We start from the raw sequence: 17585 nt of genomic DNA on the forward strand, positions 1-17585 counted from the left end.
CTTTTACAGACATTCAAGAGAACTCTCTTGGATGTCTTTTTTTCACTATTCAACTCCACCATAAAATTCTTCTATTACTTTCATAGAAATTATATATTAGCCAGATAGGGGCAATCATAGTAAAATAGCTAACAAAATAGACTAAAGGAGTTTGGAATGAAGTTAGTTTCTTTATGGTCAAAGGTTTCTCTGGGCTTGCAACTCTTGATTGCTTTAATTTTGGGTGTTCTTGTTGCTCTTATCTGGCCACAGTTTTCGGCTTTTTACCAGTTTTTGGGTCAAGCTTTTATCAGTTTGATTAATATGGTGATTATTCCGCTGGTCTTTCCGATTGTGGTCGTAGCTGTTGCTGGTGTGATCGGCAAGAAATCTTTTGGAAAGCTCTTGACAAAGAGTCTGCTCTATTTCTTTGGGGTCACGACGGCGATTACCTTTATTTTTGTCTTTGCATCTTATTATCTGGGCTTTGGCCAAGGAGTCAATATCGGTCAGGAGGGAGCAAGCATTGACGGGCTTGCCAAAAGTATTCAGCTGGATGAGTTTTTGCTTAGCTTCATTCCCTCTAATATTGTCAAGTCGCTTTCAGAAGGAGCTCTTCTTCCTATTATTGTTTTTGCTATATTTTTAGGATTTGGGCTTGGAAGTCTCAAGGAAGAAAAGACTCAGAAAGCTGTTGAGCTGCTGCAGATTTGGATTGAGGCTATTTATAAAATTGTCGGTGTGATTGTGAAGCTGTCTCCGATTGGTATTTTTGGTTTTATTGCTAAGGATGTGGCTACGACAGGAGTTGACAAGTTGGTCGGTTTGGGGCAATTTGTAGCAGGGACTTATCTGGCTTATGCGGTGCTAGCTTTAGTGATTTTTCCTTTGATTGCTTTTGCTTTCAGAATTCCTTATCTGACAAGCTTGCAACGGATTTGGAGTCTTCTGACTTTGGCTTTTGTCTCTGGCAGTTCCAGTGTTGTCCTTCCGCCACTGTTGAAAGATTTAAAGAAGCAGGGGCATGATGAGCATGTCATAGATTTGGTTGTGCCTTTGGGTTATACTTTTAATCTTGAAGGGGCTGCTGTCTACTTCTCTGTAGCAACTGTTTTTATTGCCCATGCTTATGGGATTGCTTTTTCTGTATCAGGACTTTTCTTTACTGTTTTGCTTTTGACTTTGATTGGTAAAACAGCTGCAACAGTGCCTTCTGGAGCGATTGTTGTCTTGCTGGCAGCTGCACCTCAGCTAGGCCTGCCGGTGGAAGGAGTTGCTTTGATTTTTGCAGTTGATTTCTTTGTCAATGCTGGTCGTACTGCCCTCAATGTTCTAGGTCAGGTCTTGGCTGTCAGTGTCATTGAAAAAACGGAAGTCAATGTAGTAGAAGAATCGAAAAGCAGTAAGCTGGCTGTTCGATATTCCTAAAGGAGAGAAGAATTATGAGTCAAGCAAAAGTTTATGTTATTCATGAAAATTTGGAGTGGACCCAGCACTTGGTCAAATGGCTAGAGAAAGACAAGGTGCCTTATGAACTGTGGGATTTGTCAAGTGGGATCTTAGATCTGCAGAGTCCGCCCCCAACAGGAATTTTCTACAATCGGATGTCTGCTTCTTCTCATACGCGTGGACACCGCTATGCACCAGAATTTACAGAGCAGGTTCTAACTTGGCTGGAAGCTCACGGTCGCAAGGTCATCAACGGAAGCGGAGCTATTAATCTGGAAATTAGCAAAATTAAACAGTATTTGAAGCTTTCTGAGGTTGGAATTGCTTATCCAGAGACAGTAGCCGTTTTGGGACAGGAGAATATTCTTGAGGCAGCTAGAAAGCTTAATATTTATCCCTTGATTACCAAGCATAATCGGGCTGGGAAAGGTTTGGGAGTGCAGCTCTTCAATAGTGAGGAAGAGTTAGAAGCCTATGTAGACAGTCCTGCTTTTGAGCCTTCTGTGGATGGAATCACTCTGCTTCAGGCCTATATCAAGCCTGCGGATGGTCGCATTCGTCGTTCGGAGTTTATCAACCAGAAGTTTCTTTATACTGTGTCCATTGATTCATCAGATGGCTTTCAGCTTTGTCCGGCAGATGGGTGTCAGATTGGACAAAGGCCTGATCAGCTAGAGACCTCGGATAAGTTTCAAATCACGGAGCCGCTGCCTGCTAGTCAAAGACAGGCTTATGAGACATTTCTAGCTCAGGCTGGTATTGATGTGGCGGCTATTGAGTGGGTAGAGTCGGAGGCAGGTCAGATCTATGTCTATGATGTGAACACCAATACCAACTATAATCCGACAGCAGAAGAAAAAGCAGGAATTTTTGCTCATCAGCATCTGGCAGAATATCTAAAGAACGAGCTGGCAGCATCCTATCCAGAATAAATTTAAAACAAACAAGAGCTTTCCGTTTAGGAGGCTTTTTGTTTTTTTCTTCATTATTTCTAAAATATGACATCTGTCATTTTGTTTTTGTGACAAACGTTAGGTGAAGCGCTTACAAAAATTTGTTATATTTAGATTATTGAGATTGCTTCTTTTTTATAAGGGAGTTAAGTGTTAAACGAGGTGTTCATTTTGAACAAGAAAAGTTGAAAGGAGTGTGTTATGTAACAGTGATTTGGTTGTGAGGAGTCTGATTTTATTTTTAGAATATTGAGGTGTGTCATGAAAAATCATCAGGAAAAAGTGTGTAAAAATTGGTTTATGAGAAAAAGCGGAAAGCGTTGGGTTTTTGGGTGTGCCTTGCTGGCTTTTGGAGCTTTCTTGTTAGATGGCGGTGGAGTTGTTTATGCAGATGAGGGTAAGGCTAATCCAGCTCCTGCGCAGGTCTTGCAGGCTGATTCATCAGCTGTCTCGAAGCCTGAGAGCGGACAAATAGCTGCTTCTACAAGGAATGCTGATAAGACAGAGAACCTTGTAGCCGGGGAGACTGCAGCGACAGAAGCAAGTAGTCAGGATGCAGCAGTAGAGTCAGCCAATCAAAAGGCCGATAAGGAAGAACAAGTCACAGCAAATGCCAAAGAGATCAAACAGGAAGAAGATGAACAGCCAGCAGCGAAGGAAGTTGCTGCGGAAAAACTCCCTGCCGTAGAGACTGTAGATAAGCAACCAGGCTTCAATACTAATTTGGCAGAAGCCAAGGGAGACAAAAATGGAGTTTGGGAAGTCCGAGAGCAAGGACTTTATAGTGATGCCAGAGGCAAAGGTGATAGTTTCCTTTACTCTCAAAGTCAGGGCAAGGATTTTGTTTACTCAACGGATGTAACTTTCCTCAGTAAGGAAGGGGCGGCAGCCCTCATTTTCCGCAGTAATAATAATCCAGATGACAAGAGCAGCTATGCAGTTAATATTGATGGTGGCAGCAACAATGTGAAGTTTTGGCGTTGGCAAGGCGGGCGTGATTATCAGTTTATCAATGAAAAGCATATCGAGCCAACGGATGATAATAAATATCGGCTCAAGGTCGTTTCAATTGGCTCTTGGGTATCCTACTATGTCAATGATATTCTAGTGGCCAGCTCAGGAGATTACACGCTTCAGAGAGATGATAAGGGGCAGAATACTTATCTGTCAGAAGGTTATTTTGGCTTACTAAACTGGAATAGCGAGCTGCTTTTTCAAAACACCTTTTACAAAGAAATCACTCCTCAGTCTAATCCCGAGTTGGAGGATATAAGGGTGACTTCTTCGGTTGGGAAAGTGGAGCAGAAAGGTCAGTTTAGTGCCCCTATTACTATCCAGTATGTCAAACATGATGCTGAGAATGTAGACTTGACTGTCGTAGCGAAAAATCCTGCTGCCAAGGTAAGCGTGACCGATGCTGCAGGTAGGGTTTATAGTGATTTGAAGAATATTCCGCTGGTAGTGGGGGCAAACTATCTGACTGTGACCAGCACTGTGACGGATGCGGATGGGCAGGAGGTCAGCCTGACTTACCGGCTCAATGTCCATCGTCGGCAGGCAGATGAGGTATACTACAATGAGCTCTATCGCGGTCAGTATCATTATTCGGTCAAGGACGGTTGGGCCAATGATCCCAACGGGCTGGTTTATTATAAGGGAGTCTATCATTTCTTCTATCAGTTTTATGACGATACCAAATGGGGGCCTATGCACTGGGGTCATGCGACCAGCAAGGATTTGATTCATTGGGAAGAACAGCCGATTGCCTTTTATCCGGATGCTAATGGGGCTATGTTCTCAGGCTCTATCGTAGCAGATACTACCAATTCCTCTGGTTTATTTGAAAATGACCAGGGCGGTTTAGTCGCACTGATTACTGCCGACGGAAACGGTCAGCGCATCAAGCTGGCCTACAGTAAAGATGAGGGCCGGACTTGGACGAAGCTTGATCAAATTGCAGCTGACTGGACGGACGATCCACTGCAATCTCAGGATTTTCGTGATCCCAAGGTCTTCCGTTGGGAGGGTAAATGGTTTATGGTCGTCGCAGGCGGACCGCTGAGAATTTATTCCTCTGATAATCTGCGTAATTGGAAGGTGGAGTCAACTTATGTGGATCTCCATACGGAGTGTCCAGATCTCTATCCTTTACTGGCAGACGATGGTAGCCTTAAGTGGGTCCTGTCTCGTGGCGGTCGCTCCTATAAGGTCGGTGATTTTAGACAGGTGGAGGGCAAGTGGACCTTCGTCCCAGATGCTGAGTTTGCTCAGGCTGATCAGGTTATGAACTTTGGTAAAGACTCTTATGCAGCCATGACTTACTACGTTCAGGACTTTGGCAGCAAGGCTAATCCAACCCTACCTGACATTATCGAGTCTAACTGGATGAATACCTGGGAAGACTACTGTAATCTGGTAGCCGATACCGTCGGTCAGAAGTTCAACGGAACCTTCAATCTTAACCTCAAACTAGGCATTATCAAGCAAGACGGCAGCTATCGGCTGACTCAGACGCCAATAGCAGCCTATCAGTCTCTGCGTCAGGAAGACAAGGCTGTGTTATATAAAGACGTGGAAGTTAGTGAGAAGAATGAGCTGTTGAAAGATTTTTCCGGTGATCAGTATGAAATTGTCTCTACTTTCCGGCCGAGTGAAACGACCAAGAAAGTCGGTTTTAACCTGCGGGTTGGAGATGGAGAAGTGACTAGAGTTATCTATGATTTAGAAAAGGAAACTCTTTCTATTGACCGCAGTCAGTCTGGGATTCTTCTCAGTAATAAATTTGCTCAGGTGGATAGTCAGTCCGTCAAACGCAATGCGGATGGCAGCATAGATCTGCATCTCTATGTAGATCGCTCCAGCCTAGAAGTCTTTGCCAAAGGATATACTGTGGCGGGTGCCAATCAGATATTCCCTGCGCCAAATAGCCTTGCGGCTAGTGTTTTTGTAAAAGGTGGTGCTGCTAAGGCTGACATTGCTCTTTATCCGCTGAAGGGCATCTGGAAAGACAAACAGGCAGTGACCAAACCACTGGAACTAGTGCAGGCTTCTCCTGTAACAAATAATATTTATGTCGGCGATACCTTGGATTTGAAGGCATATGTCATGCCAGCAAGTGTCTCTCAAGCGATCAGCTGGAATGTGGATCAGCCAGACCTGGTCTTTGTCACGGAAGATGGCAACAAGCTGCGAGTGACTGCTCTGCAAAGGGGTGTGGTCAAGGTAACGGCGACCTCTAAGGAAAATCCAAGCCTTTCCAAGGCCTTCACCATCAATATCAGCCGCAATGACTTTAAGACCAATGTTCCAGACTTAAAAGCTGTCTCTGGTAAGTGGTATGTCGACGGTGAAAGCCTCTATAATCAGAATACCAGCGCCAATGATTATTATATGGGAGGTCAGAAGATTCCTTTCTCTGAGTATAACTTGGATGTGGATCTCAAGTATCAAAAAGGCTTGATTAACATTTTCTATGCGTCTGAAAATGTTGATCCTCGCAATGCTTATTCTATTCAATTTGGCGATAATGATAAGATTCGATTTTACCACTTTATGGGAGAGACGATTGCAGAAAGTAGCATGAATGGCAAGCATCTTAATGACGGCCAGTTCCACCATGTTAAGCTAGTGAAAACTAAAAATGGTGTCAGTGTATCTGTGGACGGTGTAGAATACCTGAACCACCAATTTGATACGGTTGAGCCTTATTATAATGATGCCTACGTCGGTCTAGGACTCTGGGATGGAGACTTGGAAGCGCGCAATTTCTTTGTGACCAATCTTCATGCCCCAGCAGTTAATAAGGCTTCTCTGCAGAAAGTGGTAGACAGTACGGTTAGTCTAGATCCAAGCCTCTACACAGATGAGACAGTTCAGGCTTACCAGTCAGCCTTGGCTCGAGCCCAGTCTCTCTTGGCAGATGAAAAAGCGGAGCAGGCAGATTTAGATAGAGCAGAGCAAGATCTGAAGACAGCTCTTGCTGCTCTGGCTGTAAAACCAAGTCATCAGGTCACTCCGGAAGAGGGGATAAAGGACCTAGTGGAAGAAAAACCTTTCTTAGAAGTCGTAATGGAAGAGATTGCATATCAGACTCAAGAACAGGAAAATCCAGAACTGGAAAGAGGGCAGCGGCGGATACTTGTAGCCGGCCAAAAAGGTCAAAAACGAGTCTTTGTAGAAGTCTTGAAGGGTCAGCGAACCATCCTCGGTCAGGAAGTGCTCTCTCTAGCAGTTGACGAACTAGTAGAAGTTGGCAGCAAGGTGGTGGCTGAAAGTGCTAAACAGCCTTTGACAAGGACCCAGCCTCAAGCTCTAAAGCAAGGTGAGGAAGAGAAAGTTATTCCGTCGCCAAGATTGCAGCCAGCTCCCGACTCAGCTCTGCCTAAGACTGGCACTCAAGAAGATAAGTTTCTGCCTCTGGTTGGTTTAGCTTTTCTGGGAATGGGGCTTCTAGCTGGAAGAAAGAAACAAGAAGACTAAGGTGCTAAGCAATGGTTATTGGCATATAAAAAGGATGGGTGTTTTCCCATCCTTTTTTGATATAATTACGGCTTGTGAAGTGATTCGTTTTTGGCTGAGCTTGCTCCAGTATCTGGCAAGAATTCCGATACATCCATCTGTTTGTTTTTAATCCTCTATCTGAACTTGCATCCGGATGAACATATCGCGGTGCTGTTCCTGGAGTTGTGGTTGTTCATGAATGACCTCGCAGATATAATCGCCCACAGGAGTATATCCAGCTTGGATAAGAGCCTGGTAAAAATGCGGCAGAGCTTTAAGTTCATCTGCAAAGGAAGAGCAGTAAGCAACAGCATAATTTCCTGCCGGCAGCAATATTCGATTTAAGTGAGGGAGTTCATTGGGAGTATGATGGAAGAGACAGAGTTGCTTGGAAATCCATCTTTCTTTTTGGAAATCTTCTTGTTTCATAATGGAACCAACACGGCTGAAATGGGTGAAAAAAGGACTGTAACGCAGGATTTCTTGCTTGAAGCAGCGGAGAGCAAGTTCGTATTCTTCACTTTTCATTTGATAAATATTTTGATCAATTTCAAAAGTAAGCAGCTGACGCTCAGGAAAAGTTAGGATCTCCAGTTCTTGCTCGCTCTGTTTTTCGCCATAGATACGGGCACCAGACCGAAAGATTTCGATTTCTTGGATTTGTTTTTCTAAATTCTCTTTTTCCTCTAGAAGGCGCTGATAGCGTTCCTCGATAAGCTGATGCAGTTGAAAGTGATCCTTGTCAGATAGGATTTCTTTGATGTCTTCTAAGGAAAAATTCAGTTGACGCAGGTACTGAATGGAGTCAACCAGAGAAGATTGATTGATGTGGTAGTAGCGATAGTTGGTTTCTGGATCGACTTTATAGGGTTTTAAAAGACCGATTTGGTCATAGAATCGTAGAGTTTGGATGGAAATCTGATTTATTTGGGAAAATTCTCCGATACGCAAAATTTTTTTCATTTTTTAAAACCCTCTATTGACTCTCTAGTTGCTAGAGATATTATACTATAATTGTGAAAATAATAACAATTAATGGAGGGTTTGCCATGAGAAATACAAAAATTCGTGCTGTCCAATATGGCTGCGGCAAGATGTCTAAAGTGATTTTCAAGTACCTACTGGATCACGGTGTAGAAATCGTCGGAGCTATTGATAACAATCCAGCTGTTGTAGGGCAAGATGTCGGTGACTTTGCAGAGCTAGGCTATAAGACTGGTGTCCTGATTTCTGATAAGGCTGACAGTGTGTTTGACCAGTGTGACGCAGACATTGCCATTGTCACCATTGCTTCCTATATGCCGGAAATGTATGATTTTTTTGAAACAGCTATCAAGCATGGAGTTAATATCATCACGACCTGTGAGGAAGCCATCTACCCTTGGACGACGTCGCCATCCGAAACAAACCGCTTGGACAAGCTGGCTAAAAAATATGGTGTCACTGTAATGGGCTCAGGCATGCAGGATATTTACTGGATTAATATGCCTTGCTTGGCTATGTCTGGCCTTAATCGCATTCAAAAGGTGAAAGGGATTGCCAGCTATAATGTGGAAGATTATGGTCTGGCTTTGGCAGAAGCGCATGGTGCTGGTTACGATTCAGAGCGATTTGAAAAGGAAATTGCCAGTGCTGAGAGTCTGCCGTCCTATATGTGGAATGCTGCTGAAGCTATTTGCTCTAAGATGAACTGGACCATTCAGGATATTTCACAAAAAAGTGTTCCTTACATTTTGGATGAAGATGTTTATTCTGAAACGCTGGGTCGCACAGTTCCGGCGGGGCAAGTAACGGGTATGTCAGCTGTGACAACCATTCATACCCATCAGGGAATTGAGTTGGAAGTAGAGTGTATTGGCAAGGTCTATCGGGAAAATGACGGAGATATGTGTGATTGGGAAATTACTGGTGAGCCAAATCTAGCCTTTTCAGTCAGCAAGCCTGATACCGTAGCCTTGACCTGTGCCACTATCGTCAATCGAATCCCTTCTGTGCTAGATGCACCGGCAGGTTATGTGACCTCTGAGTTGGCGCGTGACTTGGCCTATCCGACCTATCCGCTTCATACCTATGTGGAAAAATAGCAGAGCTTATAACTAAAAATACACCTCCCGCATCAAGTGGGAGGTGTGTTTTTAAGTATTAGTCTTCCTTTTTCTTTAAAAGTAAGAGTCCAGCTGCTCCTGCGATTAGGATTCCAGCTAGAGTAAAGCTAGCAGTTTTTTCTTGACTGCCGGTCTGCGGAAGGGTCTGGCTCTTGTAGGTCAGGACTACCGTTTGAGCTGGTGGATTCACTGTAGCAGGCTTCCAGTCAAGGACTGTCTGGCTTGGCGCTTGATAGGTTGGGTCAGGTGTCGCAGGACTTGGGAGGTCTGTCAGTTCAGCCAACTGGCTGCCAAAGATAGCGTTGGAGATCCAGCGGTAGAAGTGAACAGGGTGAAGCCGATTGGTCGGATTGCCAGCATAGACAAAGAGAGGCTGTTCTTTATAAGTGCCGGCAATAGCTACGACTTTGTTGGCCAGTTGTTCATTGCCAGGCCACCAGCCAGCGATGTAGAAGTCGCTGCCAGCAATGCTGGCAAGAGTCCTAAAGTTGGCAGGAATCTTAGCAATCCAGTTACCAGAGTTGGAGTAAAAAAGTCCATCCTTCTTGTAGCCGCTGGTCAGCGGGTCTTGGTCTTGTATAATGGCTTTCATCAGTCCTTCATAGTCACTGCCGTTCTTGAAGCGCTCAGCGTCAAATCCATCTAGGATACCTAGTTTTTCCAAGCGCTGCATAGCAGAGCCTCCGACGACGATGGTTGGCTTGAGTCCGACAAGAGACTTGTCATAGTTGTTGCTTTCAAGGACGATGACGTCCGCTTCTTCTGGGCTGTTAACGATTTCAAAACCCATATTTTTCAGAGCTAAGGCAGTATGTGCTGGAGCGTCCACGCCTGCCCATGAGAATTGATGCGGTGGTGCGTAGACCTTTAGAGGCTTCAGAGTTGGTCCCTGTGGAATCTTATAAAGGGCATCACCATAAATAGCATAACGATCTAGGAGGCTGGTAAAGGTCGGTGTATCAACGATGTAGCCGTCATCTGTCAGGTAGACTTTCTTGCCTTCAGCAAGAGCTTGGTTGACAGCCTTGACCGCGCTCTCAGACGTATTGGCAATGACGTAATAAGGCGCTTTATGATCAACCTGACTGGTCCGAGCAGCACGGAGGGCTGTCACGTCGCCTAGCTTGCCTTCAAAGAGCTTGTCACCGAAGACTGGCTGGGCTTTGAAGCCTTTCATATCAGGGAAATTGACGACCAATTCCGCATACATGGCAGCCCACTTGGATTCATTTGAGCCTTTGTAGAGGACATGGTTGGCATAGCCACGCTTAGCCTGCGCCATATCGACAACCAAATCGCCTTTTTTATAGTTGCCGCTGTCTTCCTTGAGTTCTTTGACCAGGACACCGTTGCGCTTGAAATAGTCAATCATATTAAAGGCTTCTTGGGTATCGTTGTCCTTGTCCACTCCCATTGGGATGACATAGTAGTCTGGGAAGAATTTTTCCTGGCCTTTTTTAATCCGGCCTACGACTTGACCATCTGGTCCGACGAGTTCATTTTCTGCCTTAGGATCTTCGACTTTATTGATTCCGCGCAGGTAGAAGTTGAGACGCATCTCCATGAGCTTATCTGGGTTCTGAGCCAGATAGTCAAGGCCTCCTAAAACTGCATAATATCCAGCCTTGTAGGACTCTTGATTGCCCTCCGGAATTTCGATGGTATGTCCCAGGATGCCATGGTACATAGAATAAACCGCTGTGTAGCCGGAGAAGGAATCGTCCCATCCGTCTCCCCAGTCCAGTTTTGGAATGATGTATTTGTCGTAGCCAGAGTTGGCAACGCCGGCCCGTCCCATATGATGGGCATTGTCCAGCATGAGATCAGCTAAAAGGTCATATTCAAAGTTAGGATCGTGAGGCGGGGTTGCTGGCTCAATCAGGAATTCCTTGACAAAGCCGTGGATATCATAGAGGGCAATTGGGTTCCATTTGTTAATCAATCCAGCAACGGTACGGGTTTCAGGATTGGCTTGGTAGCCAGTATCTCGGTTAGGGTCAAGGCCATTGGCCAGAGCCCGAGTGTTGAGGACATCGCCGTCAGGGTTTTCCGTAAAGTCAAAGAGGAAGATAAACTTCTTCAGCAAGTCTTGGATGTTGAGAGTGACCATCTTTTCGGAGCCATCAGCAGCACTTGTTTTGAAGCTGACTTGGTCTTTGGTCGCAAAGGTCTTAAATAGCCCTGTGATAATATCAATCCCAGGCTGTTCATCAGCGTGGGTATTGTTGATGAGCACAGGCAGTTTATAGTCTAAGTTGCCATTTTTGAGAGCTGCCAGCATTTCTGCTGGTTTGGTCAAGGCCTGCGGATTAGTTGTGCTGAGGTAGTCGTCAATGCTCTTTTGGTCAGAGCTGATGATACCCAGCTTGATATCGCGCCCCTGAGCGCTCTTTCCAATGTTCTCAATCTGTACCAAGCGATCGGTCTTGGCGTCCTGTCTGCTCTTTTCGATAGATGCCAGCATCTCTTCATGGCTGTGAAAGTCTTCATAAGGACGCAAGACGATATTTTTGCGAATGGTCAAGCTCAAGTCCTGGCTCGTACCAACCAGTTCATGGCTGCCAATGAAGTTTCGATAGGTGCGGCGGATATTGTTGGGAGAACGCAGGCTGAGATCTTGTCCGAAAAGTTCCTTAAACTGCAGATTCAGATGAAGGTCATTTCCGTCAGCCTTTTCCTCAATTGTGACAAAGGGTTGGCCGGTAAAGGTGCCGCTGTCCATGTTCCAGGTTTTCCAGTCAGCAATCGGTTTATTGTCCAGAGTCCAGGTCAGCTTGCCCGCCTGAGAAGCCTGTCCCTGAACTGTTTCCTTGAGCTCTGCAGGCTCGGACATATAAACGGTGCCATCAGCCAGCTGGGTCTTAGCTTCTTCAGAAGCAGCTGCTCTTGGTTGACCTGCGGCAGAAACGGCGGGATTCTCTGCGGCAGGAGCAGGGGCCTGCTCTTTTTCTACTGTTTGATTTGGAGCAGCTTGAGCAGCTTCTGTTGCAGGAGTAACAGCCTCTACCTGATTGGCAGCTGTCTGTGAGTCGGTGCTGTTCTGCTGGTCAGCTGCGGCCTTGCCCTGAGTCAAAACAGCCATCAATACAGCGGCTGATAAACTCAAGGCCTGAGTATAGAGACGCTTCTTGTATGGATCGTTCATTAGGAAATCTCCTTTGTGTAAAATATTCTATATTTAGTATAACAAATATCGAAAGCGCTTTCAAATAAAAATAGAAAAAACATACAAAGTTGCCCAAAATAGTCTCTCAGATGAATTGCTGAGCATAGGGGTCTTCCTAGTTCCAAGTGCTCTTTGCAATATCCGAACCTTCTGTCTTTATTTTCTGAAATAGTATACAAAATCCTCGAATTTATGCTACAATGAGACAAACTAAAAATGATTGGAGCCAAGCATGAAAGCAATTATTACCGTTGTCGGAAAAGATAAAACAGGGATTGTAGCCGGAGTTTCTACTAAGATTGCGGAGCTGGGGCTGAATATTGACGATATTTCCCAAACCGTTTTGGAGGAATATTTTACCATGATGGCCTTGGTGTCCAGCGATGAAAAGCAAGATTTTACGGCCCTTCGCAATGAGTTTGAAGCTTTCGGCCAAGAGCTTAATGTCAAAATCAACATTCAAAGCGCGGCCATTTTTGATGCCATGTACAATATCTAAGGAGTGAAGGATGGATATTAGACAAGTAACAGAAACCATTGCCATGATTGAGGAGCAGAATTTTGATATTCGGACCATCACCATGGGCATTTCACTTTTGGACTGTATCGACACAGATATTGATCGGGCAGCGGAGAAGATTTACCAAAAAATCACGACCAAAGCGAAAGACATGGTGGAAGTTGGGAACGAAATTGCAGCAGAGCTCGGGATTCCTATCGTCAACAAGCGGGTCTCAGTGACTCCAATTTCTCTGATTGGGGCAGCGACAGACAGCAGAGACTACGTGCCTCTGGCCAAGGCTTTAGACAAGGCGGCCAAGGAAATCGGTGTTGACTTTATCGGTGGCTTCTCGGCCTTGGTCCAAAAGGGATATCAAAAAGGCGATGAAATCCTTATTAATTCCATCCCGCGCGCTTTGGCTGAGACGGACAAGGTCTGCTCCTCTGTCAATATCGGCTCAACCAAAACTGGTATTAATATGACAGCTGTTGCGGATATGGGGCGGATTATCAAGGAAACCGCTCAGTTATCTGATATGGGTGCGGCCAAGTTGGTCGTCTTTGCCAATGCGGTAGAAGACAATCCTTTCATGGCAGGCGCCTTTCACGGTGTCGGCGAAGCAGATGTGGTCATCAATGTTGGTGTTTCTGGGCCCGGTGTTGTCAAACGGGCCTTGGAAAAGGTCCGTGGTGAGAGCTTTGACGTGGTCGCTGAAACGGTCAAGAAAACAGCTTTCAAAATCACCCGTATTGGTCAGTTGGTCGGTCAGATGGCTAGCGAGCGTCTGGGTGTCAAGTTCGGGATTGTTGACTTGAGTCTGGCTCCAACGCCGGCAGTCGGGGATTCAGTGGCTCGTGTCTTGGAAGAAATGGGCTTGGAAACAGTTGGTACTCATGGCACGACAGCGGCGCTTGCTCTGCTCAATGACCAAGTCAAAAAAGGTGGTGTCATGGCCTGCAATCAGGTGGGCGGACTATCTGGTGCATTCATTCCTGTTTCTGAAGACGAGGGCATGATTGCGGCTGTGCAAAATGGCTCGCTCAATCTAGAAAAGTTAGAAGCTATGACGGCTATCTGCTCGGTAGGTTTGGATATGATTGCCATCCCAGAGGCGACGCCGGCTGAAACCATCGCGGCCATGATTGCGGATGAAGCGGCGATTGGCGTCATCAATCAAAAGACGACAGCTGTGCGGATTATTCCGAAAGGCAAGGAAGGCGATATGATTGAATTTGGCGGGCTCTTGGGAACAGCTCCAGTCATGAAGGTCAATCAGGCTTCGTCAGCCGCCTTTATCGCGCGGGGCGGTCAAATTCCAGCACCCATTCACAGTTTTAAAAACTAAAAAGCTAGATTTGAAACAGCTTTTAAGAAAGCATCGTAAAGGACAGCTATTCAGTTTCCGTGTAGGAGTTTGCGGGATTGAATCTAGCTGGATGCTTGAAATATAGGGGATTATAAGGAGATTGTTTAGGTTATGAATAAAAGAGAGCTAGCTGAGCTGGCCCTTGATTTAGGTTTGGATTTTGATAAGGAGAGCGGCATTATATATGGCCGTAGAAGGGATTATGCTTTTTATCTAGAGACCATAACAGATGGCGACGAATTTGCGATTTTCTTTTCAGTCAAATGTGAGCAGGGCTATATCGGTCGAGATACCTTGGAAGCGTTGATTAACGATTCTGAGGTTTTGATTGATTTTGAGAGAGCAGGCTATTGTCTGGCTTGTCAGATTTTGGCTGATCAGGATCGAGATCTGCTGCCGGATATTTTGGAGGAGGCTATCGAAGACTGCACCCGCTACTTTAAGGAGCAAGGGCTGGTTAGCGCCTGTGAGAAAACCGGTGAAACCGGAGAGGTCGACCTATATCCGTTCAAAGGAGATTGGCTCTTTCTCACGCCATCTAGCTATGAGCGGATGGTTTCCATCTCGCTGGATAAGGCGACAAAGCGCTCCCTTCCTCATCAAAATCCGCAGAAAATACATTATTTTCTGGGTGTTCTCGGAGCATTCTTGACGAGCTTACTTGGTGCATGTCTTGTCTTCTTTTTGACAGGTGCATCCTTGGCCATGGGCTTCATATCAGGTTTTACACTGCTATTTAGCATTGCTTGCTATGAAAAATTTGTCAAAGGTATTTCTGTTTTGGGAATTGTAGTGAGTTTCTTTTTTACTTTAGCGATGAGCTTTTTAGCTGTTCAAATCGGTTATGCCAATTCTTTTTACCAAGGGGAAGGCAATATTTTGCAAGCCGTTATCGCTATTAATAAAGCCGCTTTATCCGGACAGTTTGGCATTAATTATTGGCTCCATTATCTGTTCATTGTTCTTGGATGTGTCAGTGCCGTCAAAGTTCATATTAAGTCTCTATAGTTGATTAGATGCTAACTTCACAGCGAGCCGCTGTCTATCATAGCGGAGAACTGAGTTCTCCCTCTTCTTTATCCTAAAGAATTCGAAGGCCTTTTTCAAAATATACTATAACAAACAAAAATAAAAGAGGTAAACTATGTCAAAAACAAGACTCTATGTTATCCGTCATGGCAAGACCATGTTCAATACTATCGGCCGGGCTCAAGGTTGGTCTGATACCCCGCTGACTGCTAAAGGGGAGCGCGGTATTCGTGAGCTGGGTATCGGATTGCGAGAGTCGGGTTTGCCTTTTGTCAAGGCTTTTTCCAGTGATAGCGGCCGGACCATTCAGACCATGGGGATTATCCTAGAGGAGCTGGGCCTGACTGGCCAGATTCCCTATCGCTATGACAAGCGCATCAGGGAGTGGTGCTTTGGCAGTTTTGATGGTGCTTATGGTGGTGAGCTCTTTCATGGTGTTATCCCACGAGTTCTTAAGACGGATAATTACAAAGAACTCAGTTGGCCCGATTTGGCGAATGGTCTGGTAGAAGTGGATACAGCTGGCTGGGCTGAGCCTTGGGACAAGCTTAGCGGTCGGATTTTAGAAGGGTTTGAAGCCATTGCTAGAGAGGTGGAGTCCTCAGGCGGTGGCAATGTTCTGGTCGTCAGCCACAGTATGACCATTGGTACCTTGGCTTATCTGGTTGATGAGAATATCACGAAAAATCCTAATGTCGATAATGGCAGTGTCACAGTGCTGGAGTATGAAAATAGCCGCTTTAGCATTCAAGCTCTGGGTGATGTGTCTTACCGTCAGGTCGGCGCAGCCATATTAGACCGAGAAAATCAAGAATGAGTAGGAGTTTTGAAACTCCTGCTTTTTGCTTTGAAAGCCAGATGGCGCCAATTTCTTCATAAAATGGTATAATATGAAAAGAACAACGGAGGAAATGAAATGGCAAAAACAAGATTATACTTGGTTCGTCATGGCAAAACCATGTTTAATACTATCGGCCGGGCTCAAGGCTGGTCTGATACCCCATTGACTGAAGTCGGGGAACGTGGTATTCATGAGTTGGGCATTGGCCTGAGAGAAGCTGGACTTGATTTCAAATTGGCCCGTTCCAGCGACAGCGGCCGAACTATTCAGACCATGGGCATTATTCTGGAGGAGCTGGGTCTGACAGATCAGATTCCTTATACCTTTGATAAGCGGATTCGCGAATGGTGCTTTGGCAGTTTTGATGGTGGCTATGATGGAGAACTCTTTATGGGTGTGATGCCCCGGGTTTTCAATATTGAGCATGTTCATCAGCTTAGCTATGCTGAGTTGGCAGAAGGTCTTGTAGAAGTCGATACAGCTGGCTGGGCGGAAAACTGGGAAAAGCTCAGCGGCCGAATCTGGGAAGGCTTTTCAGCCATAGCTGAGGAGCTGGAAGCTGCTGGTGGTGGCAATGCTCTGGTCGTCAGCCACGGCATGACCATCGGAACCTTTGTCTATCTAATCAATCGAACTCGGCCTCATGGTTTGGACAATGGTAGTGTGACGGTTGTAGACTATGAAGACGGTAAATTCACAGTAGCTTGCGTCGGAGACATGTCTTATCGAGAGGCCGGTGCCAAAGTAATGGAGGAAGAAGTTGAAGCGCGCTAAACATCGCAAAGAAAAGAGAAAATCGAAGTCTAAGAAGATTGGGTTGACACTTTTGTTGTTAATCGTCTTGTGTCTGGCAGCTGGAGGAACGGCGATTTATTTCCGTCCGTCCTTGTTACAAGATCTGCTTGCAAAGATTCAGTTTTCGGGTTCGTCTAGTAGTTCTGCTACGAAGGGCTCTTCTAGCTCAGAGAGTTCACAGTCTGATTTGCCCAAGGTGTCTTCTACTGACTGGAATTTGATTTTGGTCAATCGTGACAACCAGCAAGAAGAAAAAACACCTGATCTGACTCAGATTGGAGAGGTCCAGGTGGACAGCCGCATTGCTGAAAATACTCGGCAATTCCTAGCAGCAGCCCAGGCGATAGCTCCTGAAGAAACTTTAATCTCTGGCTATCGCAGCCGAGCTGAGCAGGAGGAACTCTATAACGAAAAAGTTGCTGGGGAAGTTGCCAAAGGCTTGTCAAATGAAGAAGCAGTCAGCATCGTGCTGAAGCAGGTGCAGCTTCCAGGAGCCAGCGAGCATCAAACGGGCTTGGCTATTGATATGAGCGCTCCAGAAGGCCAGGAGGATGAATTGGCAGCTAAGATTGCCCAACTAGCTCCGCAGTATGGCTTTGTCCTTCGCTATCCAGATGGCAAGAGCGACATTACTGGAGTTGACTTTGAGAACTGGCATTACCGCTATGTCGGTGTGGAGAATGCCCAGTATATGCAGAAGCATAATCTGGTTCTGGAAGAATATATCGCCCTACTCAAGGCAGCGGGGAAATAAAAAACTAAGTCAGGTGTTCCTGGCTTTTTTTATGCCGATTTAGATTTCTAATCCTTTTAACTTCTGATTAAAGCAGCTTTAGCAACAAACATAGAGATACAAAAACGAACCACTTTCTGTAAAAAATATTTATAAATCCTTGACAA

At 45.5% G+C, this 17585-nt stretch carries 12 protein-coding genes; 10 read left to right on the plus strand and 2 right to left on the minus strand.

Annotated elements, in window-relative coordinates:
• Nucleotides 1-156 precede the first annotated feature (156 nt).
• The 3 genes from FOC72_RS00670 to FOC72_RS00680 all read left to right on the plus strand — a co-directional run bounded on the left by FOC72_RS00670 (nucleotide 157) and on the right by FOC72_RS00680 (nucleotide 6860).
• Nucleotides 157-1407 (plus strand): dicarboxylate/amino acid:cation symporter, encoded by a 1251-nt coding sequence (locus FOC72_RS00670; RefSeq protein WP_002893741.1) that lies wholly within the window; start codon nucleotides 157-159, stop codon nucleotides 1405-1407.
• 14 nt (nucleotides 1408-1421) lie between these two features.
• The gene (locus tag FOC72_RS00675; protein ID WP_002893738.1) at nucleotides 1422-2360 is read left to right on the plus strand and encodes an ATP-grasp domain-containing protein; all 939 of its coding nucleotides are present in this window, start codon (nucleotides 1422-1424) and stop codon (nucleotides 2358-2360) included.
• A 282-nt stretch (nucleotides 2361-2642) separates the two neighbouring features.
• On the plus strand, nucleotides 2643-6860 hold the full coding sequence (locus tag FOC72_RS00680) for a GH32 C-terminal domain-containing protein (RefSeq protein ID WP_002893735.1): 4218 nt from the start codon (nucleotides 2643-2645) through the stop codon (nucleotides 6858-6860).
• Nucleotides 6861-7007: 147 nt separating this feature from the next.
• Here FOC72_RS00680 and FOC72_RS00685 read toward each other — a convergent pair whose 3' ends face one another.
• Nucleotides 7008-7844: a MerR family transcriptional regulator gene (locus FOC72_RS00685; RefSeq protein WP_002893734.1), complete on the minus strand. Its 837-nt coding sequence runs from the start codon at nucleotides 7842-7844 to the stop codon at nucleotides 7008-7010.
• Nucleotides 7845-7930: 86 nt separating this feature from the next.
• Between FOC72_RS00685 and FOC72_RS00690 the strand changes: the two genes are divergently transcribed.
• Complete coding sequence (locus tag FOC72_RS00690; protein WP_032913978.1) at nucleotides 7931-8965, plus strand: NAD(P)H-dependent amine dehydrogenase family protein; 1035 nt, start codon at nucleotides 7931-7933, stop codon at nucleotides 8963-8965.
• Between the two features lie 58 nt (nucleotides 8966-9023).
• On the opposite strand, the gene FOC72_RS00695 is transcribed toward FOC72_RS00690, so the two are convergent.
• Nucleotides 9024-12131: an LPXTG-anchored zinc carboxypeptidase gene (locus FOC72_RS00695; RefSeq protein WP_002893730.1), complete on the minus strand. Its 3108-nt coding sequence runs from the start codon at nucleotides 12129-12131 to the stop codon at nucleotides 9024-9026.
• A gap of 253 nt (nucleotides 12132-12384) precedes the next feature.
• Here FOC72_RS00695 and FOC72_RS00700 point away from each other — a divergent pair, with 253 nt between their 5' ends.
• From FOC72_RS00700 to FOC72_RS00725, 6 genes are all read left to right on the plus strand, one after another.
• The gene (locus tag FOC72_RS00700) at nucleotides 12385-12651 is read left to right on the plus strand and encodes an ACT domain-containing protein (RefSeq protein ID WP_002893729.1); all 267 of its coding nucleotides are present in this window, start codon (nucleotides 12385-12387) and stop codon (nucleotides 12649-12651) included.
• A gap of 10 nt (nucleotides 12652-12661) precedes the next feature.
• A complete protein-coding gene (locus FOC72_RS00705) occupies nucleotides 12662-13999 on the plus strand; it encodes a PFL family protein (protein ID WP_002893728.1) in 1338 nt (445 codons plus the stop codon).
• 132 nt (nucleotides 14000-14131) lie between these two features.
• Complete coding sequence (locus FOC72_RS00710; RefSeq protein ID WP_002893726.1) at nucleotides 14132-15028, plus strand: hypothetical protein; 897 nt, start codon at nucleotides 14132-14134, stop codon at nucleotides 15026-15028.
• A gap of 136 nt (nucleotides 15029-15164) precedes the next feature.
• Nucleotides 15165-15866, plus strand: coding sequence for a histidine phosphatase family protein (locus FOC72_RS00715; protein ID WP_002893725.1), 702 nt, complete (start codon nucleotides 15165-15167; stop codon nucleotides 15864-15866).
• A gap of 99 nt (nucleotides 15867-15965) precedes the next feature.
• Entirely contained in the window at nucleotides 15966-16664 is a 699-nt protein-coding gene (locus FOC72_RS00720; RefSeq protein ID WP_002893724.1) for a histidine phosphatase family protein, read from the plus strand.
• Nucleotides 16651-17439, plus strand: a complete 789-nt coding sequence (locus tag FOC72_RS00725) for a M15 family metallopeptidase (protein ID WP_002893723.1) — start codon at nucleotides 16651-16653, stop codon at nucleotides 17437-17439. Before FOC72_RS00720 ends, FOC72_RS00725 begins: the two co-directional genes overlap by 14 nt.
• The last annotated feature ends 146 nt before the right edge of the window (nucleotides 17440-17585 follow it).

This window comes from Streptococcus sanguinis (genome assembly GCF_013343115.1).
In the GTDB taxonomy this organism is placed as follows: domain Bacteria; phylum Bacillota; class Bacilli; order Lactobacillales; family Streptococcaceae; genus Streptococcus; species Streptococcus sanguinis_H.